Source organism: Aequorivita sp. H23M31 (assembly GCF_004022485.1).
GTDB classification, from domain to species: Bacteria; Bacteroidota; Bacteroidia; order Flavobacteriales; family Flavobacteriaceae; genus Aequorivita; species Aequorivita ciconiae.
Map to the genome: position 1 here is coordinate 3,245,874 of NZ_CP034951.1, position 23,422 is coordinate 3,269,295.

Consider the following 23,422-nt stretch of genomic DNA (forward strand, 5'->3'; position numbering starts at 1 on the left):
TTGGGTTAATGAGTGTTATTTAAATAGATCGTCATTCACGTAATTTGGAAGGGTGACTTTTAATTGGGGGTTGTTTTCCATCGCCCTTTTTATTGCGAAAACTGCTCCGTCATTTCGTGCCCAACTGCGGCGCGATATTCCGTTGTTTACATCCCAAAAAAGCATGCTTTCCAAACGTCGTTGTGCATCGCTACTACCATCAAGAACCATTCCGAAACCTCCGTTTATAACCTCGCCCCAACCTACGCCACCACCATTATGGATGCTTACCCAAGTCGCACCACGGAAGCTATCGCCAATCACATTTTGAATGGCCATATCTGCTGTAAATCTGCTGCCATCGTAGATATTGGAAGTTTCCCGATAAGGAGAATCCGTTCCCGAAACATCGTGATGATCGCGCCCTAAAATAACAGGCCCTATTTTTCCTTCGGAAATAGCTTTGTTAAAAGCGGAAGCGATTTTTATTCTTCCTTCGGCATCGGCGTATAAAATTCTTGCTTGCGAACCGACAACCAGTTTGTTTTCTTGGGCGCCTTTAATCCAAGTTATATTATCCTGCATTTGTTGCTGGATTTCTTTAGGTGAATTTTTCATCATTTCTTCCAAGACCTCACAGGCAATTTCATCCGTTTTTTGAAGATCTTCAGGTTTTCCCGAAGCACATACCCAGCGAAAGGGACCAAATCCAAAATCGAAACACATTGGACCCATAATATCCTGAACATACGAAGGATATCTGAATTCCGATTGAGGTCTCGACTGCGCTCGACCTGACTGCGCTCGACCTGACTGCGCTCGACCTGACTGCGCTCGACCTGACACGGGCTTATCATTCATTATATCAGCGCCTGCACGGGAAGCTTCCAAAAGAAAAGCATTTCCATAATCGAAAAAGTAGGTGCCTTTTGCTGTGTGCTTATTGATGGCATCTACCTGTCTTCGAAGACTTTCCTGAACTTTTTCTTTAAAGAGTTCCGGGTTACTACCCATCATTTCGTTAGATTCTTCATAAGTCATCCCAACTGGATAATATCCGCCCGCCCAAGGATTGTGAAGGGAAGTTTGGTCACTTCCCAAATCGATATGAATATTTTCTTCCGCAAATTTCTCCCATACATCTACAATATTTCCATCGTAAGCGATAGATACGGTTTCTTTATTCGAAACTGCTTCTCTCACTCGAACGCACAGTTTATCCAAATCTGAAATTACTTCATCTACCCATCCTTGGGAATGACGAGTTTCAGTGGCTTTTTTATTTACTTCGGCACAAACCGTTACGCAACCTGCTATATTCCCTGCTTTTGGTTGGGCACCGCTCATTCCTCCTAGACCAGCGGTTAGAAACAAACCTCCTTTTGTTTCTTTTTTAATTTTTCTAAAACCGTTTAATACCGTAATCGTTGTTCCGTGAACGATTCCTTGTGGACCAATATACATATAGCTTCCCGCCGTCATTTGTCCGTATTGGGTTACGCCAAGTGCATTAAATTTTTCCCAATCGTCCTGACTTGAATAATTTGGAATCATCATTCCATTGGTTACTACAACTCGTGGGGCATCTTTATGAGAAGGAAATAAACCCATGGGATGGCCGGAATACATCGCCAAAGTTTGTTCATCTGTCATTTCTGAGAGGTATTTCATCGTCAACAGGTATTGCGCCCAGTTTTGGAAAACCGCTCCATTTCCGCCGTAGGTGATTAGCTCGTGTGGATGCTGGGCAACGGCATAATCCAAATTGTTTTGGATCATCAGCATAATTGCTTTTGCCTGCTCCGATTTACCCGGATATTCTTCCACAGGTCTGGCATACATTTTATATTCTGGTCGGAAACGATACATATAAATACGACCGTATTTTTCCAGTTCTTCTCTAAATTCAGGTAGTAATTCCGCGTGAAGTTCCGGTTCAAAATATCGAAGTGCATTCCGTAAGGCAAGCTCTTTTTCTTCTTCAGATAAAATCTCCTTCCGTTTTGGAGCGTGATTCACAGTTTTATCATATTCCTTTTTCTCTGGAAGAGTTGATGGAATGCCTTGTTGTATTTGTTCTTTGAAATCCATGATTTTATTTATTCTTCTCTGCGTACTCTGCGCCTCCGCGGTGGAATTTTTACCGCAAAGGCGCAGAGGTACGCGGAGTTATAAGTTGTTTACAATTCTTTAAGCCCGTCCACCAATTTAACCGAATTGAAATTGATTAAGAGTCCGAGCTTTATTCCTTTTAATTTTAGATATGTCAATATTTGAGCCGTGTGAATAGGTGCTAGGGCATCGACTGATTTTATTTCGATAATAACCTTATTTTCTACAATCATATCAATTCTATAACCAGCATTCAGCTTAATTTCTTTATAAACTACAGGTTTGTTCTTTTACTTCAAGCCCCATCAATCTTAACTCGTGCGCCAAACAAATCTCATATGTACTTTCCAGTAAACCAGGTCCAAGTTGTTTATGGACTTCTATACAAGCTCCTATTACTTTTGAAGAAAGTTCGTTTTCAGTCATATCTAATATTTCTCTTTGCGTTCTCTGCGTCTTTGTGGTGAAAGATATTACCACAAAGACGCTAAGAGCGCAGAGTTATGGACTTATTATTTTTCCTGTTTTCTTATCAAACCCATACGGACAATGCCTACATCCACTTTGGCAACAGTAGCCACGTTTTAAATGGTATTGTTCGGTAAAGCATTTATAACCTTCTGGCGTGAGATAATAATCACCGTCTTCAATTTCAATTTTTTTCTTCGGAAATAACATTTTACAAAAATAAGGATTTCAACATTGAAAGTTTACCAATTGTTTTAAATACGGCGAAGGATGGATTGCAATTCAATTATAGCATTTTCGCCTAAAATAACCGTAATTTTGTGAAAAATCAAAGATTATGGCTGTACACAAAGCGGGATATGTAAACATCATAGGAAATCCGAATGTTGGGAAGAGCACTCTCATGAATGCATTTGTAGGAGAGCGGCTTTCGATCATCACGTCAAAAGCTCAGACTACCCGTCATCGCATTCTTGGAATCGTAAATGGTGAGGATTTTCAAGTACTTTTCAGTGATACCCCAGGAATTATAAAACCTGCATACCAACTTCAGGAAAGTATGATGGATTTTGTGAAATCTGCCTTCGAAGATGCCGATATACTTCTTTATTTAGTGGAATTAGGCGAGAAGGAATTGAAAGACGAATCTTTTTTCAATAAAATCACCCACGCCAAGATTCCTGTTTTACTTCTTATTAATAAAATTGACAAAGGCAATGAAGAACTTTTGGATGAAGCGGTAAATCTTTGGAAATCAAAAGTTCCAAATGCCGAGATCTTTGCCATATCCGCTCTTCAAAATTTTGGTGTTCCAGAGGTGTTCAATAGAATAATTGAATTGCTTCCAGAATCTCCGCCATTTTATCCCAAAGACCAACTCACCGATAAACCAGAACGTTTTTTCGTGAACGAAACCATTCGCGAGAAAATACTAATGCACTACAAAAAGGAAATTCCATATTCTGTTGAAATCGATACAGAGGAATTTTTTGAGGATGAAAACATTATCCGCATCCGAAGCATTATTATGGTTGAGCGCGAGACCCAAAAGGGAATTATCATCGGTCATAAAGGAACTGCTTTGAAAAGAGTAGGAGTGGAGGCCCGAAAGGATTTGGAAAAATTCTTCGGAAAACAGATTCATCTTGAGCTATATGTAAAAGTCAATAAAGACTGGCGGAGTAATGAAAAACAATTACGAAGATTTGGCTATAATAGCTAACTATGGTTTATGTAATCGTTTTTGTTGTTTTAGTGTTGTTTGCTATTTACGCTTTCTGGCAGAATAAAAAACGGCCCGTTCAATCTTTTCCTAAAAAGTGGGAAGCACTCCTTTACGATAACGTTTTGTTTTATAGAAATCTTTCTTCTGCTGAAAAGAAAAGGTTCCGCAATAGGATGATGCTTTTCTTGAGCGAAGTTTATATAGAAGGAATAGAGACCGAGCTTGAAGATCTTGATAAAGTGTTGGTCGCCGCGAGTGCAGTTATTCCTGTATTTGGTTTTCCCGAATGGCACTACAATAATTTAAGCGGCATCATTATCTATCCAGGAAATTTTAATGAAGACCTGGAATTTGAACATCACGGAGAAAAGCGGATAATATCTGGATTGGTAGGTTCTGGTAGATTTGAAAATCAGATGATACTTTCACGACAAGCACTTCGCCACGGCTTTGAAAACGATACGGACAAAGAAAATACTTCCGTTCACGAATTTGTTCATCTTATAGATAAAATGGATGGCGAAGCCGATGGCGTTCCTGAACGGTTACTTCAAAGACAATACATAACTCCGTGGCTAAAGTTGATGCACGATGAAATGGAAGCCATCAATAACAATGAATCTGACATCCGTAAATACGGCGGTACAAGTGAAGTCGAATTTCTGGCGGTAGCTTCGGAATATTTCTTCGAACGACCCGATCTTTTCAAAAAAAAGCATCCTGAATTATATGAAATGCTAGAGAAATGTTTTCAGCAGAATCCTGGAGAAAGATAATTGAACTTTATTTTGAACTGAGCTCATTTCAGTTTTTAATATAACGTCTTCCGTTTCAACTTCATCTTCGATTTCATTTTCATCTTCGATTTTGTTTTCGATTTCGAATGCCCCCTAAGCCCCTAAAGGGGGAGTTAAGGATGTGATAATTTTTCGATAGTTTGAACAATGTAGCTCCCTTTAGGGCGGGGGATTTTTACTTAGGATAATTTAAATTCAGTTCCCGCTTCAACTTCATCTTCAATTTTGATTTCGTTCTCCCTCCGGGCCGTTTCCAGCAAAAACCCATAAAGCTTCTGCATTCCCGGTTTCCCTTTCTTCTTACCGATTGTCCCTGCAATATAAAGCAGGATCCAAGCTAAGACCAGTCCGATAGCAATACCAATCTGTAGTGCGGTAGAATTACCCAAACTGGAATTAGAATACCACCAAATTACATCAGCAATAAACAGAGTGCCAACAACCACGTGAAAAAAAATGAACATAGTCCAAACAGTAGGATTAGGGCCGAAAAATCCGTTTATGGAACACTGGTTTTCGGAGGTTTCAGATAGTTCCAGGTGCAATTGAGGGGACCAGAATAATTGTTCTTCTTTTGGAAGTCTCAAAAAAATGTGATCATCCAAGCAGCTTATGTGAAATTTGCTCTCTTTCTTTTTTTCTTCCTTGAACCGTGCAATCAGTTGATCGCAAGACATTTTCAAATCCATTTGGAACCGCGGCCGGAGCATTATTTCATTCGATAATTGCATAAGTTCAGAGTTTAAAAGCGGTGAAAATACTATTTTTTATGACAACTAAAAGCTACTTTTGCGCCTGCTATCTTAAATGGATAGGTTCTAAATATAAGATTATGAGCATTGTTGCAGTTGTGGGAAGACCGAATGTGGGAAAATCCACTTTTTTCAATAGAATGATTCAACGCAGAGAGGCTATAGTTGACGCCGTGAGCGGGGTTACCCGCGATCGTCATTATGGAAAAAGCGATTGGAATGGAAAAGATTTTTCATTAATCGATACTGGTGGTTATGTAAAAGGAAGTGAAGACGTTTTTGAAGCTGAGATCGACAAGCAGGTACAACTGGCCATTGACGAAGCAGATGCCATAATTTTTATGGTAGATGTGGAGAGTGGCGTAACGGGAATGGACCAAGAGGTTGCCAAATTACTACGCCGCTCAAAAAAACCGATTTTTCTCGCAATTAATAAAGTGGACACTTCATCGCGGATGAACGATGCCCTTGAATTTTATTCCCTTGGTTTTGAAACACAATATCCCATTTCCAGTATAAGTGGAAGTGGAACCGGAGACTTATTGGACGATTTAATAAAAGCACTTCCGGATAAGGAACCTGTGGATAATAGTCACTTACCGCGTTTTGCCGTTGTGGGCCGCCCAAACGCAGGGAAATCTTCTTTTATAAATGCTTTGATCGGGGAAGACCGCTATATTGTTACCGATGTTGCCGGCACCACTCGCGATAGTATAGATACCAAATACGATCGTTTCGGATTTGAATTCAACTTGGTAGATACGGCCGGAATTCGTAAAAAGAGCAAGGTTAAGGAAGATCTTGAGTTTTATTCCGTAATGCGAAGTGTGCGCGCCATTGAGCATTGCGACGTTATTATTCTGGTTTTTGACGCCACGCGAGGCTTTGACGGGCAGGTTGAGAATATTTTTTGGTTGGCACAACGCAATAATAAAGGAATTGTAATTGTAGCCAATAAGTGGGATTTAGTAGAGGATAAGGAAACCAGTACGGTGAAGGATTACGAAAAATATATCCGCCAACAGTGTGAGCCTTTTGTAGATGTTCCTATTGTTTTTATATCAACAATTACCAAACAGCGTCTTTATAAAGCCATTGAAACAGCGGTTGAGGTTTACAATAATCGGAGTAAAAAGATAAAGACCAGTGAGCTGAATGAAGTTATGCTTCCTATTATTCAAAACTATCCTCCTCCAGCTTACAAGGGAAAATACGTGAAAATAAAATTCTGTACGCAACTTCCCACGCCCTATCCAAGTTTCGCCTTTTTCTGCAATCTTCCGCAGTATGTAAAAGAACCTTATAAGCGTTATATCGAAAATAAACTTCGTGAAAATTTTGATTTTTCGGGAGTGCCGATTACGGTTTATTTTAGGAAGAAATAATTTTTAAAAGAGAAATTGAAATTTATCGATGGAAATTATTTTTTTTAATCTGGAATTAATCAACCCTTTTTCTTAGCTAACTGCACAAATTATTCAAGAAGATTTCCAGAATTAGCTATCTTTGTATAAATCAGCATGATTATGAATGGCCAAACCAGCATACGATTGTTTGAACTTGTGCAAGAGTTTATTCCCGATAAGAGGAAAGCAAAGGAATTTGTTTCCCGTTTGGAAGAAACTGTGGATTTAAAGTTTGATTCTATAAAAGAAACTATGGCAACCAAAACCGATATCGCCCAACTGGAATTTAAATTGGGTCGGGCTATCTATATTGTGGGTCTTATCCAATTTCTCGCCATAGTTGGAAGTGTATCAGCCATTGTAAACTTTATGCTGAAATAATTTAATCTCCTTAATCAGATCCATCGCTCTTTTTTCTAAATATTTTATCCTTATTGTAATTTTCAAATCTTAACCCAACCTAGTGAAAAGGAACATAAAGCACTCATAGGGAATGACGAAAATTGGACATCTCCAAATTGGAGAACAAATAAGGGAGGAAGACATACTTATGAAACGGCTGCAAGGGTATATTTCGGTTTTTATTTTGGTTTTAATGCGTTTGGAAGAAGCTACAGGACGGGACACAATGTACATTGGGCACAAGATTTATTCCAAAACGGAATCCACAAACATTTTATGGGAAGCCTTTATTTAAACACTTCCTTGGGTGCTCCTGAGAATGTTTTCTTTCAATTTTACAGAAACCCTAATCCTTGGACACTGTACCCTCATTAAAATTTGACTCCTTATGAAAACACTAAAATATTATTTCTTTTTCATAGGGGTCTCCCTTACTCTATTTAGTTGTATTGGAGGAGCAAACCTTAGTGGGTTTACGGCATACAAACTACCTATAACAGATGGGACATCAACAGCTATTAAATTTTATCCCGGATTATATGTAGTAAAAAGCCATTTGGATAGTAATGATAAAAGCGAAAAGATGGCAATTGTTTTCAACGATAATGGCTTTAGCAAACTTTTATCTATAGAAAATGATAACCCAAAAAATGATGGGTTAAAAAACCGTATTATAAAATACAGTAATTATTGGGGTATATATGAAATGCCAGGAGTATATAACATAAGGAAAGATACTCTATATCTACAGTTCTTTATAAAAGATAACCAAGCATTTTATAGAAGGCATGTTATTGAAAATAAATTTAAAATACTCAATGACAATACTTTACTTCGTTATCAAATTATTATTAATAAAGAATTTCCTACAAATTCTATAAAGATAATTCCTAAAAATGATACTTTAGTTTATTATCATAACTCAGACATTGATTTTAAAATAAACGAGCAATGGTATTTTAATAAGAAATGGTACAGAGAAAATTTACATGAAAGTAGAAATTGACAACGAAATAGATGAGTATACTCCAACTTCTATTCTGGTTTTAAGGTTTTTAGGAAGGAACCACAGAGCAGGACACGATGGAAGATGGTCGCAGGATTTGTTTCAAAATGGTATCCACAATCATCTTGTGGGAAGCCCTTATTTAAACTCTTCCCTGGGTACTCCCGGGAATGCTTTCTTTCAATTTTACAGAAACCCCAATCCTTGAACACTGAACCCTTTATTTTTACAGGTCTACCTTCTGTTGCATAACATTGTCCGTAAATGTAGATAGGCTATTTAATAAGGTCTTAAATAATAATTTTCCATCGGAAACCAAAAATAAAGTTATTGATTTTCATGATAAGATTATTGGAATTTCACATCTGTCTTCCTTCAAAAGTGCTTTTGAAAGAAATATTATGGGAAACTATATACTTAACTTCCCCTGTGGGAAAAACTATAAATCCAAAAGTTATTGAAGGAATAAAAAACTTTAATTCGATAAATTATTCCAAAAAAGAAATTCTTAGCCTAAAATTTTTTTATAAAGATGAAAATTAAACTTGTCACTTTATTTCTAGTACCGTTGTTATATTATGGGTGCGCCAATTTACCCAAGAACCGCTCTGCCTATATAATAAGTGATGCGACACAAAGTTCTGTTTTCCTTTATACACAAGGTACCCCTGTTTCTTCTGAGGCAACATTGATCAAATCGGTTAAAATAAGTCCTCCTTTGTTTATGGTAAACTGCGATTCACTTCAGCATATTTTAAACCGTTTGAAAATGCAAACTTCAAATCTGGGAGGAAACATAGTAAAAATAAGAAAATACGCTGCTACAAATGGCTTTGGTTCAGAATGCCATAAAATTCGTGCAGATATTCTTTACTCCAACCGCCCAATCGAAAACAAGATGTCGCACAACAAGGATAGCAACCTGTTTGTCTATCGTTATGGAGGAGCGGTCTTATTAAAACCGGAATTGATTGTGGGAGATCGTTCCTTAGGAAAAGTTAAGGCTAGATTCTCAAAAGAATTTAATGTGAGTAATAGGGGAGAGACTGTAGTATATCTGGCTAATTCCCATTATTCAGATACTTTACGGATCAATATTACTGACAACAAAAAATACTTTGTAAAAGTCGGAATAAAATATGGAGGATTGGCTGGGAGAGCATTTTTACAATTAGTTGATGAAGAGCAAGGCGAAATTGAATATAGCTTGTATAAAAATTCAATTACCCACTAATGTGATCAACAGGCGAACCTTCCCCTGCCGGACATTTTGATCTGCACTTATGGAAAAAGTATATAGCTTTCAATTTAGGAGAAGAACTTATAAATGATGTAATTGGTAGGGTATTTATTTGGTAAAAAGTATCATCCCTGCGAGTGGTTTTTCTGAAAGTTTTATGGTTCAGTAAAAAGGGGGAGTTGCGATTTTTTCATTTCATCCCACCAAGCCGAATGCGTATTCGCGAAAAGAATTTCAACGAAAACTGAAAAATAGGGCTAAGGATAAAAGTGATAATAAAAGTAGCCCAAAACACCGGACCTCCTAAAATAAAACCAATTACCAAAACAATGGTTTCCACTATTATCCGCGCCTTGCTTACCGACCATCCCGTTCGTTCAGACATTGACAGCATAAAACCATCTCGTGGTCCGGCACCAACTCCACCAGAAACATAAAGTCCGCCTCCTATTCCTATTATTACAATTCCTAGGAGCAATATGAAATAATCCGTCCAATTATCACTTGCTTGAGGCAAAACATCCAACCAAAGAAAGAAATCCATTATTGGGCCAATAAGTAGCGCATTTAGGAAAGTACCGATATTTACATATTTTCTGCTAACCAGCAATGAAATTCCGATTAACACCAATCCTACAATGATACTCCATGTACCAATCGTCAATCCCAATTGCTCGAAGAGGGCCACGTTTAAAACATCCCAAGGATGCAATCCCAGATATTTGACCTTTACCGTAATTGCTGCTCCCAAACTGAAAAGAACCAGACCTGTAAAGTAAAATGCATAACGAATACTGTTATGTCGCCAGCCTTTTTCTAACGGAGAGTTCATATAATAGGTTTCTGAAAATTTAAAGGCGCAAACTACAAAAAATGGAGTCGATTTGAAGACGAATTCAGCTCGAAAAAGATATCTAAATGAAATGAGAATATTATTAAGATTCACGTAAAATTTGTTGCTTTTAAAATTGCTTTGCTGAGGTTTCAACATATTTTTTTGTTTCTTTGGAAATCGATAACCCATTTCCGTTCGATGAAGCAAATTCTTTTTTGGATTCTATTCTTTTCTATCTCTGCACCTTGTATTTCACAACAAATAAAAGTCAGCGGAACTCTTGTTGACGAGGAAACCCAGAATCCCTTGGAAGCCGCCACGGTTTTTATGGAAACAGTTAGGGATAGTACATTGATCACCTATACTATTACCGACAAAAATGGAAAATTTTCCTTGGAAGCCAATACATCGGTTAAAAAAGCGAGAGTGAATATCAGTTTTGTGGGTTATGAATCTCATCAGAAGGAAATAGATTTGAATACGCCGGTTCAGGATTTGGGTGTAATTCCCATAGGTTTTTCGGTAGCAAATTTGGATGAAGTTGTTATAAAATCTAGAGCTCCCATCACGATTAAAAAAGATACTTTGGAATTTAATGTAGCTTCTTTCAAAACAAAGAAAGACGCTACTATTGAGGATTTATTAAAGGAGTTGCCCGGAGTGGAAGTAGATCCAGATGGCAAAATAAAGGTGAACGGCAAGGATGTAAGCAATGTATTGGTAAACGGAAAACCCTTTTTTGGAGATGATCCTACGATTGCAACTCGAAATTTGACAAAGGAGATAATAGAAAAAGTACAGGTTGTTGATACCAAATCCAAGTCTGAAGCCTTTACGGGCGAACAGGGAGATAAAGAGAGTAAGACCATTAATCTTACTATTAAGGAAGAAAATAATAAAGGTGTATTTGGAAGGGTCGCTGCCGGAGTAGGAACCGATAAGCGCTTTGAGTATGCTGGTTTATTTAATTATTTTAACAACGATAGGAGATTAAGTGTTTTAGCTGGTGGCAATAACATAAATTCTCCAGGTTTCAGCTTTGGTGAAATCCAGAAAATGTTTGGGAATGCCCATACTATGACTCGGAGTAGCACAGGAGCTTTCTCAATTGACGGCAGAAGCTTTGGTTTTGGCGAAGGAATTGTGAACAGTCGTGTAGCCGGTGCAAATTATGCCGATGCTATTAAAAAGCACACGGATATTTCGACAGATTATTTTTATTCGGCGAGCAATTCCTTTAGCGATTCAAAAAATACGAGAGAAAATATTTTGCCCGATAGAAGGTATTTCTCAGAAAATATAGGCAGTAGCAATGGTGAAAGTGATAGCCATACCGTAAATATGGGATTTGATATAAAAATAGATTCTACGTTTTTGATTAATATCAAACCTTATTTCTCTTATAACCATTTACGAGGCAGTCGAAAAAACATTTCTTCTTCAAAAAATGAGGATGGTTCTCTTACAAATGCCGCCAATTCTGAAAATTTTAGTGACGTAAATAACCGTGTTTTTAAAAATCAGTTTGACGGCACAAAGAAGTATGGCAATAGAGGTGGTTTTATAAAAGTCGAATTCTCTAACGAATGGACCAATAAAACTGGAGAGGAATATTTATATAGTAATACCAACATTTTTGGAGAAACCCCTTCAGAGGAAATACGAAACCAACAAATAGAATCGAATAGCGACGATACCAGTTTTTTATCCGCTGTCACTTTGCGTATCCCTTTTATTGCCAAGAAATTATTTATGGATCTGAAATATGATTACGAATTAAAACAGGATATAGATTCTAAATTCGTTTTTGATTTTGATGAGACTTCACAGGAATTCTCAACATTCAATACTCTTCTAAGTACCGATTATAAGTTTAAAAACACCAGTGGTACTCCGTATGCCTCATTGATATGGATGAATGAAAATTCATATTTAGATGCCGGCCTCGGCTATGTTTTTCAAACACTTGAGGGGGAAGACGGGCTCCGGTCCAACTTAAATGTCAATCAAAAGTTCGAAGCACTACAAGCATATCTTCGAGGAAATTTAAAATTTTCCGCAACGGCCCGATTATGGGCAAACTATTCCCTAAGTAACGAGGTACCGCAAATTCTTCAATTGCTTCCCTACACCGACGTATCAAATCCGCTGAATACTATTACAGGAAATCCAAATTTGAAACCTTCCATCGCACATAGTTTTTATTTAAACTTTAATGATTACGACTATCAAAAAGGAACTGGCCTCTATGCTTATATAAGTGCAAACCTATCGGAAAATGCCGTTGTTTCTAAATCGATAATTGATGAAAATAATATTCGTGAGACGACCTATGCGAATGTTAACGGAGTGTATGCTATTTCAGGAAATATTTCGATCAGTAGAAAATATAAGCTCGATAGTTTAATCACACTTTCCCCACGAATTGGGGTTTGGGGAAATTATAATCATGGCGTAAATTTCAATAATGGGTTGGAGTACAGCAGTAATAATATTTCCGTAACTCCCAACGCCCACTTTACCCTATCCTGGCAAAAGGTATTTGATATTCGAACCGGCTATTCTATGCGCTTTGGACGAAACAGTTTTCAGGACAATATATTCCCCAACCGAAATTATTTAACCCATAATCTGAATTTGGCGACCAGTCTTTTTGTTCCGAAGAATTTTGAATGGCAAAATGACGTTAAATTCAATTATAATCCTGATATAACGCAAGGCTATCAGAAAAGTTCCTGGTTTTGGAATAGTTCGTTATCCTACACGATGTTCAAGGATAAAGGAACTTGGAGCTTAAAAGTTTATGACCTTTTAAACCAAAATACCAATGCGAGACGGATTTCATCTGAAAATTTTATTCAGGATAGCGAGAGCACGGTGTTGCGTAGATATGTTATGTTTGGATTCAGCTATAAATTCAATACCTTAGGCAGTAAGGGTGAAACAAGAGGAGGCCCAAGGTTTTTTTAATGATATAAGGTATTATTTAAGATGATTTATTTCGGATTTAACGGTTTCAATGACGTTAAGAACCCCATACCTTTTATCTTTAACTGAACATATATGGATCATAAAGATTTGAACGCATGCCTTATATTGAAAATTCTCATTATGAGACTGATTTTATTTTTCAGAATGGACATATTTCAACCATCTATTCGGGAATAATCCGCAAGTTGGGATCTCCAGATTATGATCGAGAAAGACTTGACCTTCCGGATGGCGATTTTCTACTATTGGATAAGTATGTGCAAAACAAAGAAATGGCCATTCTTCTATGTCATGGGCTTGAAGGCGACTCGAGAAAAAACTACAACAACGCCTGCGCCAATTATTTCATAGAAAAAGGTTTTTCAGTTTTTGCTTGGAACAATAGAAGTTGTGGAGGCGAAATGAATTTACTGCCAAAACTCTATCATCATGGTTCGATTGATGATTTGGAGTTTGTTGTCAAGCATTTATGTAAGAAAAATTTTAAAAAGATATTTTTGGTAGGTTTTTCATTGGGCGGCGATCAAATCCTGAATTATTTAGGAAGGAATACAATTCCTCCCCAGGTAAAGGCAGCTGTGGCAATCTCTGCTCCTTTCCAGTTGAGATCGAGTTCCGAAAAATTACAGGAAGGATTAAGCAAGATATATTTAAGTAGATTTATACGAAAAATACGAACTAAAATTGCGGCCAAAGTATTGCAGTTCCCAGATGCTGTCCCATCTGATGCGGGAAAATCCATTAAAAATTTTGATGATGTGGTCGCACGCTTTATTGTTCCCGTTCATGGCGGGTACAGAGATTTGGAAGATTATTATTTACAAGCCTCACCCGGAAATTCTGTCGATGGAATAAAGTTGCCAATCTTGGTAATAAATGCGTGGGACGACCCCATATTGGGGAAAGATGATCATCCTGTAAAGCTTGCCAAGAATCACGACTACCTATTTTTGGAAACCCCACATCATGGTGGCCATTGTGCCTTTCCGTTAAAAATCTCGAAAAATCCTTATTCTGTTGTTAGGGCATACGAGTTTTTTAAAGAAGTGGAGGGGTAGGGGAAGAAGTTGAAGTTGAAGTTGAAGATCAAATGTAAAAACAGGAAATGGTGGTTAGGACAGAAGAAAGGATCCTTAAAAAAAGTAGAAATAATACCCGATCCAAGAAGGTTCGGGCATTATTTTTAATTTATAACTATTTGGAGGTTGTAATGATCGAACTGTGGGTATCGGCCTTTTGTAGGAGTCCTGGTGTAACTTCAATTAATTTTAAATCCTTTTCTTCTATCGGTCTAAAATTCACATAAGTGGCTGGAAAACCATAAACGGTAATCTCTGTCTTGGTTCCCGTCTTGGTCGATTCAAAAGTGGGTTCAACAAGAACATCAGCATTTTCCCGCTTAAGCAATTCTCGAACGACATCAGTATTTGCGTTTGCTGAAGTTCCCGAAGTTTTCGTAAAGGTCTTCGTTAAAGAAACTTTTGCTGGTCTAACATTCAGGTCTGCAACAAGAGGCATCTGAATAACTCCTGGCCCCACAATATCCATTGTTTTAGAAGTTCCGGTCTTAAGGGTTGTACAAGAGGCCATAAAAAGAAATGATGCGGAAATAAAAATTATTTTTCTCATAATTATAAATGGTTTAGGTTAAAAAATATTTAGGACAAATATACCTTTTTTTAGAATTTGAGTCGTGAAATGTTGGCCCGGAGTTGATGAAATTTTATTGAAGGAGTGTGAAAAAAATACGGTTGGAAAAGGAATAATCTTTAAAACTGAATTAAAAGAAATCACTAACCTATCTACGCTTCAACTGCCATCTTCTCGCGTTTTCTCCAGTGTTTATGGGGGAATTGAATTGATGTCCTTCATTTACTTGGCGAATATTCTCAATAGTATAAAATGCGTTGGGATGATGTTCATTGATTCCTTCGATCAGTCTTTCCAAGTTCTCTCTTTTAACCACAAAGAAAACAACATTCACTTTCCCTTTCCTTCCCATTCCATCTACAAGGGAATAACTGAATTTATTTTCGTGAAGAAATTCGAGCATTCCTTCATTGATTTCCTTTGTAATAAGCCGTAAAACCGCCATCCCTACGGCAAGTCGTTCTTCTACGTACATCCCAATATAGGTCCCAGTAGCAAATCCGCCTGCATATGCTAAATAGGCAAATATATTATCAACCTGCGTAATTATCTGACCTATTGCAAGTAACCAAATAAATGCCTCAAAAAAGCCCAATATGGGAGCGATGTTCCGTTTCCCGTTCATTACAAAAATAATTCGAATGGTTGAGAGGGTAACGTCACAAACCCGAGCGAAAAAAATCAGCAATGGAAGTATTACGTAGCTAAATAGCGTCGAACTAAATCCGAGATTGGTGAAGAATTCTTGCATGAATCAAGCTTTTAAAATGTTCAATTTGAAATATTCAATATATTTAATGTCAGCTACTTAATGAAATAACAGCTCAAATTTTATTGAGATTGCAAAGGTAATAGCAATGAGGAAGGATTAAGCCCAAATTATGGAGATTGACAAAATTTTAAGAAGAAATAGGTTTGGAGGATGAAGAGGGTAGTTTATAAGTTATGAGTTATGAGACAGTTCGGAGTTAAGAGTTCTCGGGCTAAAACAAAAAAATATATAATTATTAATTCCAGATCAAAGGTCCCTAATTGCCTTGGAAGTATAAACTTAATATGAAAGTTCTATTGGATTAATTGCTTTCAAAATTTTTCGAAGGAAGCTTTCAAAATTTTTCGAAGAAGCTACGATTGAAAACTTTTGTTTTTACCTGACCACTGACCACTGACCACTGACCACTGACCACTGACCACTGACCCTTGAATACGGAAAACTAAAAAATCACCATCCCCCAGAAGCTCCACCTCCACCAAATCCGCCGCCGCCGAAACCTCCACCGAAGCCGCCACCGCCTCCGCCGCCTCCAAATCCTCCACCGCCGCCACCGAACCCGCCAGTACGACCAAGACTTGACAAAATAAGGATGTCCAACAATCCTCCGCCACGACCACCTCTTCCGCCTTTTCCACCTTTTCTAAATAGAGAGAGGAGAATTATGATGAAAATGAAAATTATAAAGAAAGGAATATGGCCCCCATCTTTTTTTCCGAAATCCCGATCCTCCTTAAACTCCCCTTTTAACGCCGCAAAAATGGCATCACTGCCTTTATCCAGGCCGGCATAATAATTTTCGTTTTTAAATTCGGGGATCATAATGCGGTTGATGATCCGCTCAGACATTAAATCGGTAATGCGATATTCAATTCCATAACCTGTATTGATATCTACTTTGCGGTCGTCCTTTGCGAGAAGGATTACAATACCGTTATCCTCTCCTTTTTGGCCAATTCCCCATTTTTGTCCCCACTCAGCGCCAAGCATCGATATATCCTCACCCTTAGTCGAACCTATAATTAAACAAACTATCTGGGTAGAAGTAGAATCGGCGTAGCGGACTAATTTATTTTCTAAAGAACTTTTTTGGGAGGGAGTAAGTAGATTTATATAATCATAAACGGAAGTCTCTTTCGATGGTTTCGGCGGAATCTCATATTGCGCCAAAGCAGTTCCAGAGATAAACCAAGCAACGATGAATAAAAGAATTGTGGAATATTTCTGAAAAGTTCTTAACATCAATTATTTTTTGACTACTGACTACTGACTACTGACTACTGACTACTGACTACTGCCTACTGACTACCCAACCGAAATATCATCCGGCAATTCATTAATATCATCCTTGCGATATGGGAAATATTTCTTCAACTGCTCACCTGCCTTTAGAATCCCGTTTACCAGGCCCATTTTCATTTCACCATCTTTAAAATGGTTTATCATAATATCCTTGGTGCTTTCCCAGAAATCCTGACCAACGCGGTCATTAATGCCCTTATCACCCATGATAACTAGAGTCCGATCTTCCACCGCGACATAGATAAGAACGCCATTGCTCTCTTTAGTGTTTTGCATATTTAGCATATTAAACACCTCTTCAGCACGATCCAGAGCGTCTCTTTTCTCGTTTTCTTTCGTTCCTTCAGGATTCGTATGAGCTTCTAAATGGATCCGTATTTCACCAGAAGTGTTTTTTTCGGCCATACGTATTGCACCTATTACCGCCGCTTGGTCGTCAACACTTAAAAAATCATCTACTTTAGACATGATAGTATTTTTTTTAAAGATTCTAAAATAATTTTCTGATGGACTGCCAATTGCTACCGACCACCGAACACTTATTTTTTGTCTTTTCCGAAGTCAAAATCTACTTTTGGGGCTGTTTCGGAACCTGCTTCAGATTCAAAGTAAGGTTTAGTTTCAAACCCCAGCAATCCGGCAACCATATTTGTAGGAACTTTCCGTATTTCAGGATTGTAAAGCCTTAAAGTTTCATTGTATCTATTTCTTTCAACATTGATCCTGTTCTCGGTACGTTCCAATTCATTGATGAGTTCTTTAAAGTTCTCATTTGCCTTTAGGTCAGGATAGCGCTCAAAGGTGAGCAGCATCCGCGACAATGCAGATGACAGACCTGCTTGAGCTTCTTGGAATTGCGCCATTTGTTCTGGAGTGGCTTTGGAGGGATCTACAGTCATTGCTGTCGCCTTGCTGCGCGCCTCGGTGACAGCAATTAAGGTTTCTTGCTCAAATTCGGCATAACCTTTTGCGGTGTTTACAATATTCGGAATTAGATCCGCTCGTCGCTGGTATGAACTTTCGACATTACCCCATTGGGCCATGACGTTTTCATCTAGATGTACCAGTCGATTGTTTACGGAGGCGATCCATCCTCCAATAACTAAAATAAGGCCGATTATTATAATAAGAGGTAACCATTTTTTCATAATAAGTTGATTTAAAGTTCTTTTTTTATTTTTAATAGTTCTGCTTTAACGCCTTTCAATTTACGTATAATATCAAATTGGTCTAAGGTTTTTTGTTTGTTTTGCTTAAGATGAATTTTCGCCCCATCCAGAGTAAAACCTCTTTCTTTTACTAAATGATAAATGAGCTCGAGATTTTTTATGTCCTGAGGGGTAAACTTCCTGTTTCCTTTTGCGTTTTTTTTTGGTTTCAACACATCAAACTCCTTTTCCCAAAAGCGTATCAACGATGTATTCACACCGAAGGCACCGGCCACTTCGCCTATGCTATAATACAACTTTTCAGGTAGGTCTATGTGCATTTTTTGCAATTATGAATTATAAATTATGAATTATTATTTGAATATCAATCTCTTCCAATTCAGAATTCTGAATTCCGAATTCTGAATTAATCGAGGGACTGATTTTCCTGCTGCGCTTTTTTCAACATATCTTCAAATTCTTCCGCAGTTAAACTTCCATAATAAAAATTCATCGGATTGATACGTTCGCCATCTTTAAAAACTTCATAATGCAGGTGCGGGCCTTCACTTCGTCCAGTACTTCCTACAAATCCTATGAGGTCTCCACGCTGCACTTTCTGCCCGGCTTTGACGTTATATTTGTATAAATGACCATACAAACTTTCGTATCCATAGCCGTGGTTTATGACAATATGATTTCCATATCCCGTAGCTTTATTGTCGGCACGGGTTACAACGCCATCTCCTGTTGCATATACAGGCGTTCCTCGCGGTGAGCTAAAATCCATTCCGTAATGGAACTTTCTTGCCTTTGTAAATGGGTCCGTGCGGTACCCATAACCAGATGCAACCCTGGTTAAATCTTCATTTCTAACGGGTTGAATTGCGGGGATAGCCGCTAAAAGTTTTTCTTTGTTTTCTGCAAGTTTGGCGATTTCGTCTAGGGATTTGGATTGTATAACTATTTGTTTTGTGAGTATATCCAAGTTACGTGAAGTAGTAATAATAAGTTTTGAGTTATCAAATCCTTCCAAATCCTTATATCGGTTTATCCCACCAAAACCTGCTTTTCGCTGCTCTTCGGGAATTGGATTCGATTCAAAATAAACCCTGTAAAGATTGTTATCACGCTCTTCTACTTCGGCTAATACTGCTTGGGCCTGATTTATTTTTTTGTTTAAAAGCTCAAACTGGAGTTGCATATTCGTTAATTCCCTTCGTAGCGCAAGTTCTTTTGGGGTCTGCACCGAGGGAAGGTTGATGTAAACCAACAATAACAAAAACCCGCTCAAAAACATCCCGAGAAAACTTAAGATGAAAATTTTGAGTCTCCTTCCTTTCTTTCGTTCAATTTTTCGATACGAGAGCGTTTCACTATCGTAGTAATATTTAACCTTAGACATGCGTTAAAAATTGCTATTTTTGCTCACGCTGTTTTGCGCGAATTAAAGGTAACGATTTACAAATATAGAAATTGTTAGCACTTCTCCATAACTGCCAACTTTAGGAAAATTTTATAAAAAATGCAGGAGCGATACTTATTGCTCCTTGGACTTCGCACATCATAAATTATAATTGGAGCAACAGTCCAGAAATACAAATAGTAAACCACATGAAGTCTAAAGAAATTCGCTCACAATTTTTAGAATTTTTTAAATCCAAATACCATCTTATTGTTCCATCGGCTCCTATGGTTGTGAAGAACGATCCCACCTTGATGTTTATCAATAGTGGGATGGCTCCCTTTAAAGAGTATTTTCTTGGAAACGGAAAGCCAAAAAACAACAGAATTGCAGATACACAAAAGTGTCTTCGTGTAAGTGGAAAACACAACGATCTGGAAGAAGTTGGGATGGATACCTACCATCACACCATGTTTGAAATGCTGGGAAATTGGAGTTTTGGCGATTATTTTAAAAAGGAAGCAATTGAGTGGGCGTGGGAACTTTTGACCGAGGTTTTTAAAATTGACAAGGATATTCTATACGTCACTATTTTTGAAGGTGATGCGAGTGAAGGCTTGGAGCACGATTCTGAAGCATATAATTTCTGGAAAAAATTTGTTCCGGAAGATAGAATATTAAACGGTAATAAGAAAGATAATTTCTGGGAAATGGGAGATCAAGGACCCTGCGGTCCTTGTAGTGAAATTCACGTAGATATTCGTTCCGCCGAAGAAAAAGCGAAAATTCCTGGAAGAGATTTGGTCAATCAAGACCATCCCCAGGTTGTGGAAATCTGGAACCTTGTATTTATGCAGTTTAACCGAAAGGCTAACGGCAGTCTGGAAAGGTTATCTGCGCAGCACGTAGATACCGGGATGGGGTTTGAGCGTTTATGCATGGTACTACAGAATAAACAGAGCAATTATGACACGGATGTTTTCACTCCCTTAATTCGTGAAATAGAAACAATTACCAACTCCAAATATGGAGCGGACGAAAAAAAGGACATTGCAACCAGGGTTATTGCAGATCATGTACGCGCCGTAGCCTTTTCCATTGCCGATGGTCAACTGCCTAGCAATACAGGGGCTGGATATGTAATTAGAAGGATTTTGCGCAGGGCAATCCGTTATGGATTCACATTTTTAAACCAAAAAGAACCTTTCATTTACAAATTGATTGAAACGCTGACCGCTCAGATGGGTGAGGCATTTCCGGAATTGCTTTCGGAAAAAAATATTATCACAAACGTTGTTCGGGAAGAGGAGCAATCCTTTTTACGAACGCTCGACCAAGGTTTGGTTTTATTGGAGAATATAATTGAGAATTCAAAATCCAAGGGTAATAATGAAATCTCTGGAAAGAAAGCATTTGAGCTGTACGACACTTTCGGCTTCCCCATCGATTTAACAGCATTGATTCTTCGCGAGCGAGGTTATTCATTAGATGAAAAAGAATTTGATATAGAGCTTCAAAAGCAGAAAGAACGATCACGTTCTGCAACCAAAGTTGAAACTGGAGATTGGATTGTCCTTGCGGAAGATGATATAGAGGAATTTGTAGGCTATGATATGCTGCAAACCCCCGTAAAAATTTCCCGTTACCGTAAAGTAGAAAGTAAGAAAGAGGGTGAAATGTACCAGTTGGTTTTCAATCTAACTCCCTTTTATCCGGAAGGAGGTGGCCAAGTGGGCGATAAGGGCTATTTGAAAGCACCCGATGGAGATCTCACTTATATTTTGGATACAAAAAAGGAAAACAACCTAATTATTCACTTTACAAAAACACTCCCCCGTAATCTTGCTGAAACCTTTACTGCCGTGGTGGACGAGTTGAATAGGAAGAATACAGCTGCCAACCATACTGCAACCCATTTACTGCAACAAGCTCTTCGCAATGTGCTGGGAACTCACGTTGTTCAAAAGGGAAGTATGGTTCAAGGAAGAAACTTGCGTTTTGACTTTTCGCATTTTGCGAAGTTAACAGAGGAGGAGCTAAAAGAAGTGGAGGATTTTGTCAATGCCCGCATTCGCGAAGGCATTGTTTTGGAGGAAAAAAGAAATATCCCTTTTCAACAAGCTGTCGATGAAGGAGCTCTTGCCTTGTTTGGTGAAAAATATGGAGATACGGTTAGAGCTATAAAATTCGGAAACTCCATGGAACTTTGTGGCGGAACACATGTGCCGACGACCAAAGATATTTGGCATTTTATTATAACCTCGGAAGGAGCCGTGGCTTCCGGTATAAGAAGAATCGAGGCAATTACCGGAGATTTTGCAAAGCGTTATTTTATCGATAGAAGTAATTCTTTTTCCGCTATCCAAAAAATCTTGAACAATGCCCAAGATCCTTTAAAAACGGTTGAGGCTTTGCAAGAGGAAAACTACGATTTGCAGAAGCAGATAAAAGGATTGCTAAAGGACAAGGCTAAAGATTTGAAAGGCGACCTTAAAGCTGAAATTGAACAAATAAACGGTGTGGGTTTTCTTGCTAAAAAGATCGAGCTTGATGCCGCTGGAATGAAAGATTTAGCTTTTGAAATGGGTGGGGAAAGTGAAAATCTGTTTTTAGTATTTGGTGCGGAACAGGACGGTAAGGCCTTATTGGCTTGTTATATCTCAAAAAAATTGGCAACCGAAAAAAATCTCGATGCGGGAAAAATTATTCGTGAACTTGGAAAATACATTCAAGGTGGTGGTGGCGGACAACCTTTCTTCGCCACTGCAGGAGGGAAGAATCCCGGCGGAATTGATGAAGCATTAGAAAAAGCAAAATTCTTTGTGTAACTCTGTGCTTTTCTCTGTGTAACTCTGGGCACAATTTTTTCGCTGAATTGCGCAGAATACCGCAGATATCACATAAATAAATGGCGTGAAACTTCAAACCGAAATAGAATTACGTCCGGAAGAGAATCAAATAGATTATTCTTCAAAAATTCTATTATTGGGAAGTTGTTTTTCGGAGAATATTGGGGCAAAGTTTGATTATTACAAATTCCAGAATCTCCAGAACCCTTTCGGGGTTATCTTCAATCCGATTTCTATTGAAAAATTGATTGCTCGCGCTATCGAAAACAATAGATTTTCTGATAGAGATATTTTTCAGCATAACGGAATTTGGAAATGTTTTGAAGTGCACTCTGAACTTTCATCCTTAGATAAATATGAAATTTTAGAAAATCTAAATTCAGCACTTCAGAATTTACAGGAATCCCTCCTTACTTCATCGCATATAATCTTTACATTCGGCACTTCATGGGTGTCCCGGAATACTGAAAAAGATGAAATAGTGGCCAACTGCCATAAACTTCCACAGAAGGATTTTAATAAGGAATTGCTTTCAATTAAGCGGATTTCCGAAAGTCTTATAAATACAGCAGAAAGGATTTCAGCCATAAATCCGAATGCTATTGTTATAAATACAATTTCGCCCGTTAGGCATATTAAGGATGGATTTACAGAGAATTCTTTAAGCAAAGCTCATCTTATTTCTGCAATCAATGGTCTAAAATCGTCCCTCGTATATCGTAAACCCTATTATTTTCCTTCCTATGAAATAATGATGGACGAACTTCGTGATTACCGTTATTATTCAGAAGACCTCATTCACCCAAATAAAACGGCAATTGAGATTATTTGGGAGAAATTTTTAAAAGTGTGGATTGATCCAGAAACAAAATTTATTCAAAAAGAAATTGCCTCAATACAAATAGGATTATTCCATAAACCTTTCAATCCAGAAAGTGTAGAGCATCATAAGTTTCAAGAGAAACTACAGCAAAAAATCTCTTCTATTAAAGAGCAATTTCCCCATATTAAGTTTTAAACAAATCCTGTCTCTTTGCTGTCTAGTCTTCGAATACGGCAAATGCCTTATTGTGAATCAATTCC

At 37.9% G+C, this 23,422-nt stretch carries 23 protein-coding genes and 1 pseudogene; 12 read left to right on the forward strand and 12 right to left on the reverse strand.

What is annotated here, in order from left to right; all coding sequences use genetic code 11:
- Window positions 1–15 precede the first annotated feature (15 nt).
- From EI546_RS14250 to EI546_RS16290, 3 genes and pseudogenes are all read right to left on the reverse strand, one after another.
- Window positions 16–2,070 carry a urocanate hydratase gene (locus EI546_RS14250; protein ID WP_128251171.1) on the reverse strand — a complete coding sequence of 685 codons (2,055 nt, stop codon included), beginning with the start codon at window positions 2,068–2,070 and terminating at the stop codon, window positions 16–18.
- A gap of 89 nt (window positions 2,071–2,159) precedes the next feature.
- A pseudogene (locus tag EI546_RS14255) lies at window positions 2,160–2,517 on the reverse strand (GxxExxY protein).
- 75 nt (window positions 2,518–2,592) lie between these two features.
- Window positions 2,593–2,769 (reverse strand): DUF5522 domain-containing protein, encoded by a 177-nt coding sequence (locus EI546_RS16290; RefSeq protein ID WP_164905251.1) that lies wholly within the window; start codon window positions 2,767–2,769, stop codon window positions 2,593–2,595.
- A gap of 127 nt (window positions 2,770–2,896) precedes the next feature.
- Here EI546_RS16290 and era point away from each other — a divergent pair, with 127 nt between their 5' ends.
- Window positions 2,897–3,781 (forward strand): GTPase Era, encoded by an 885-nt coding sequence (era, locus tag EI546_RS14260; RefSeq protein ID WP_128251172.1) that lies wholly within the window; start codon window positions 2,897–2,899, stop codon window positions 3,779–3,781.
- Between the two features lie 2 nt (window positions 3,782–3,783).
- Window positions 3,784–4,560: a M90 family metallopeptidase gene (locus EI546_RS14265; RefSeq protein WP_128251173.1), complete on the forward strand. Its 777-nt coding sequence runs from the start codon at window positions 3,784–3,786 to the stop codon at window positions 4,558–4,560.
- A 200-nt stretch (window positions 4,561–4,760) separates the two neighbouring features.
- Here the strand turns inward: EI546_RS14265 and EI546_RS14270 are convergent, their stop codons facing one another.
- Complete coding sequence (locus tag EI546_RS14270) at window positions 4,761–5,312, reverse strand: GTP-binding protein (protein ID WP_205649742.1); 552 nt, start codon at window positions 5,310–5,312, stop codon at window positions 4,761–4,763.
- Between the two features lie 98 nt (window positions 5,313–5,410).
- On the opposite strand from EI546_RS14270, the gene der reads away from it, so the two are divergent.
- The 6 genes from der to EI546_RS14300 all read left to right on the forward strand — a co-directional run bounded on the left by der (window position 5,411) and on the right by EI546_RS14300 (window position 9,381).
- Window positions 5,411–6,718, forward strand: coding sequence for a ribosome biogenesis GTPase Der (gene der / locus EI546_RS14275; protein WP_128251635.1), 1,308 nt, complete (start codon window positions 5,411–5,413; stop codon window positions 6,716–6,718).
- 141 nt (window positions 6,719–6,859) lie between these two features.
- Window positions 6,860–7,120 carry a hypothetical protein gene (locus EI546_RS14280; protein ID WP_128251174.1) on the forward strand — a complete coding sequence of 87 codons (261 nt, stop codon included), beginning with the start codon at window positions 6,860–6,862 and terminating at the stop codon, window positions 7,118–7,120.
- 112 nt (window positions 7,121–7,232) lie between these two features.
- Entirely contained in the window at window positions 7,233–7,436 is a 204-nt protein-coding gene (locus tag EI546_RS14285; protein ID WP_128251175.1) for a hypothetical protein, read from the forward strand.
- Between the two features lie 93 nt (window positions 7,437–7,529).
- Window positions 7,530–8,147 (forward strand): hypothetical protein, encoded by a 618-nt coding sequence (locus EI546_RS14290; RefSeq protein WP_128251176.1) that lies wholly within the window; start codon window positions 7,530–7,532, stop codon window positions 8,145–8,147.
- Window positions 8,131–8,355: a hypothetical protein gene (locus EI546_RS14295; protein WP_128251177.1), complete on the forward strand. Its 225-nt coding sequence runs from the start codon at window positions 8,131–8,133 to the stop codon at window positions 8,353–8,355. The genes EI546_RS14290 and EI546_RS14295 overlap by 17 nt, the downstream gene beginning before the upstream one ends.
- Window positions 8,356–8,679: 324 nt before the next feature.
- Window positions 8,680–9,381, forward strand: coding sequence for a hypothetical protein (locus EI546_RS14300; protein ID WP_128251178.1), 702 nt, complete (start codon window positions 8,680–8,682; stop codon window positions 9,379–9,381).
- Between the two features lie 196 nt (window positions 9,382–9,577).
- Here the strand turns inward: EI546_RS14300 and EI546_RS14305 are convergent, their stop codons facing one another.
- Window positions 9,578–10,219, reverse strand: coding sequence for a YczE/YyaS/YitT family protein (locus EI546_RS14305; RefSeq protein ID WP_128251179.1), 642 nt, complete (start codon window positions 10,217–10,219; stop codon window positions 9,578–9,580).
- A 201-nt stretch (window positions 10,220–10,420) separates the two neighbouring features.
- Here EI546_RS14305 and EI546_RS14310 point away from each other — a divergent pair, with 201 nt between their 5' ends.
- Together EI546_RS14310 and EI546_RS14315 are read left to right on the forward strand one after the other, a co-directional pair.
- The gene (locus EI546_RS14310; RefSeq protein WP_128251180.1) at window positions 10,421–13,192 is read left to right on the forward strand and encodes an outer membrane beta-barrel protein; all 2,772 of its coding nucleotides are present in this window, start codon (window positions 10,421–10,423) and stop codon (window positions 13,190–13,192) included.
- 116 nt (window positions 13,193–13,308) lie between these two features.
- Window positions 13,309–14,271 carry a YheT family hydrolase gene (locus tag EI546_RS14315; protein ID WP_128251181.1) on the forward strand — a complete coding sequence of 321 codons (963 nt, stop codon included), beginning with the start codon at window positions 13,309–13,311 and terminating at the stop codon, window positions 14,269–14,271.
- A gap of 136 nt (window positions 14,272–14,407) precedes the next feature.
- Here EI546_RS14315 and EI546_RS14320 read toward each other — a convergent pair whose 3' ends face one another.
- The 7 genes from EI546_RS14320 to EI546_RS14350 all read right to left on the reverse strand — a co-directional run bounded on the left by EI546_RS14320 (window position 14,408) and on the right by EI546_RS14350 (window position 19,490).
- The gene (locus EI546_RS14320; RefSeq protein WP_128251182.1) at window positions 14,408–14,842 is read right to left on the reverse strand and encodes a hypothetical protein; all 435 of its coding nucleotides are present in this window, start codon (window positions 14,840–14,842) and stop codon (window positions 14,408–14,410) included.
- Window positions 14,843–15,011: 169 nt separating this feature from the next.
- Window positions 15,012–15,614: a DUF2179 domain-containing protein gene (locus EI546_RS14325; RefSeq protein WP_128251183.1), complete on the reverse strand. Its 603-nt coding sequence runs from the start codon at window positions 15,612–15,614 to the stop codon at window positions 15,012–15,014.
- Window positions 15,615–16,085: 471 nt separating this feature from the next.
- Window positions 16,086–16,877, reverse strand: a complete 792-nt coding sequence (locus EI546_RS14330; RefSeq protein WP_128251184.1) for a TPM domain-containing protein — start codon at window positions 16,875–16,877, stop codon at window positions 16,086–16,088.
- 63 nt (window positions 16,878–16,940) lie between these two features.
- On the reverse strand, window positions 16,941–17,405 hold the full coding sequence (locus tag EI546_RS14335; RefSeq protein ID WP_128251185.1) for a TPM domain-containing protein: 465 nt from the start codon (window positions 17,403–17,405) through the stop codon (window positions 16,941–16,943).
- A gap of 71 nt (window positions 17,406–17,476) precedes the next feature.
- On the reverse strand, window positions 17,477–18,085 hold the full coding sequence (locus tag EI546_RS14340) for a LemA family protein (RefSeq protein WP_128251186.1): 609 nt from the start codon (window positions 18,083–18,085) through the stop codon (window positions 17,477–17,479).
- Window positions 18,086–18,096: 11 nt separating this feature from the next.
- Window positions 18,097–18,426: a MerR family transcriptional regulator gene (locus tag EI546_RS14345; protein WP_128251187.1), complete on the reverse strand. Its 330-nt coding sequence runs from the start codon at window positions 18,424–18,426 to the stop codon at window positions 18,097–18,099.
- 86 nt (window positions 18,427–18,512) lie between these two features.
- Window positions 18,513–19,490 carry a M23 family metallopeptidase gene (locus EI546_RS14350; RefSeq protein ID WP_128251188.1) on the reverse strand — a complete coding sequence of 326 codons (978 nt, stop codon included), beginning with the start codon at window positions 19,488–19,490 and terminating at the stop codon, window positions 18,513–18,515.
- A 209-nt stretch (window positions 19,491–19,699) separates the two neighbouring features.
- Here EI546_RS14350 and alaS point away from each other — a divergent pair, with 209 nt between their 5' ends.
- A complete protein-coding gene (gene alaS / locus EI546_RS14355; protein WP_128251189.1) occupies window positions 19,700–22,318 on the forward strand; it encodes an alanine--tRNA ligase in 2,619 nt (872 codons plus the stop codon).
- Between the two features lie 85 nt (window positions 22,319–22,403).
- Window positions 22,404–23,357 (forward strand): GSCFA domain-containing protein, encoded by a 954-nt coding sequence (locus EI546_RS14360; protein WP_128251190.1) that lies wholly within the window; start codon window positions 22,404–22,406, stop codon window positions 23,355–23,357.
- Window positions 23,358–23,422: the final 65 nt, after the last annotated feature.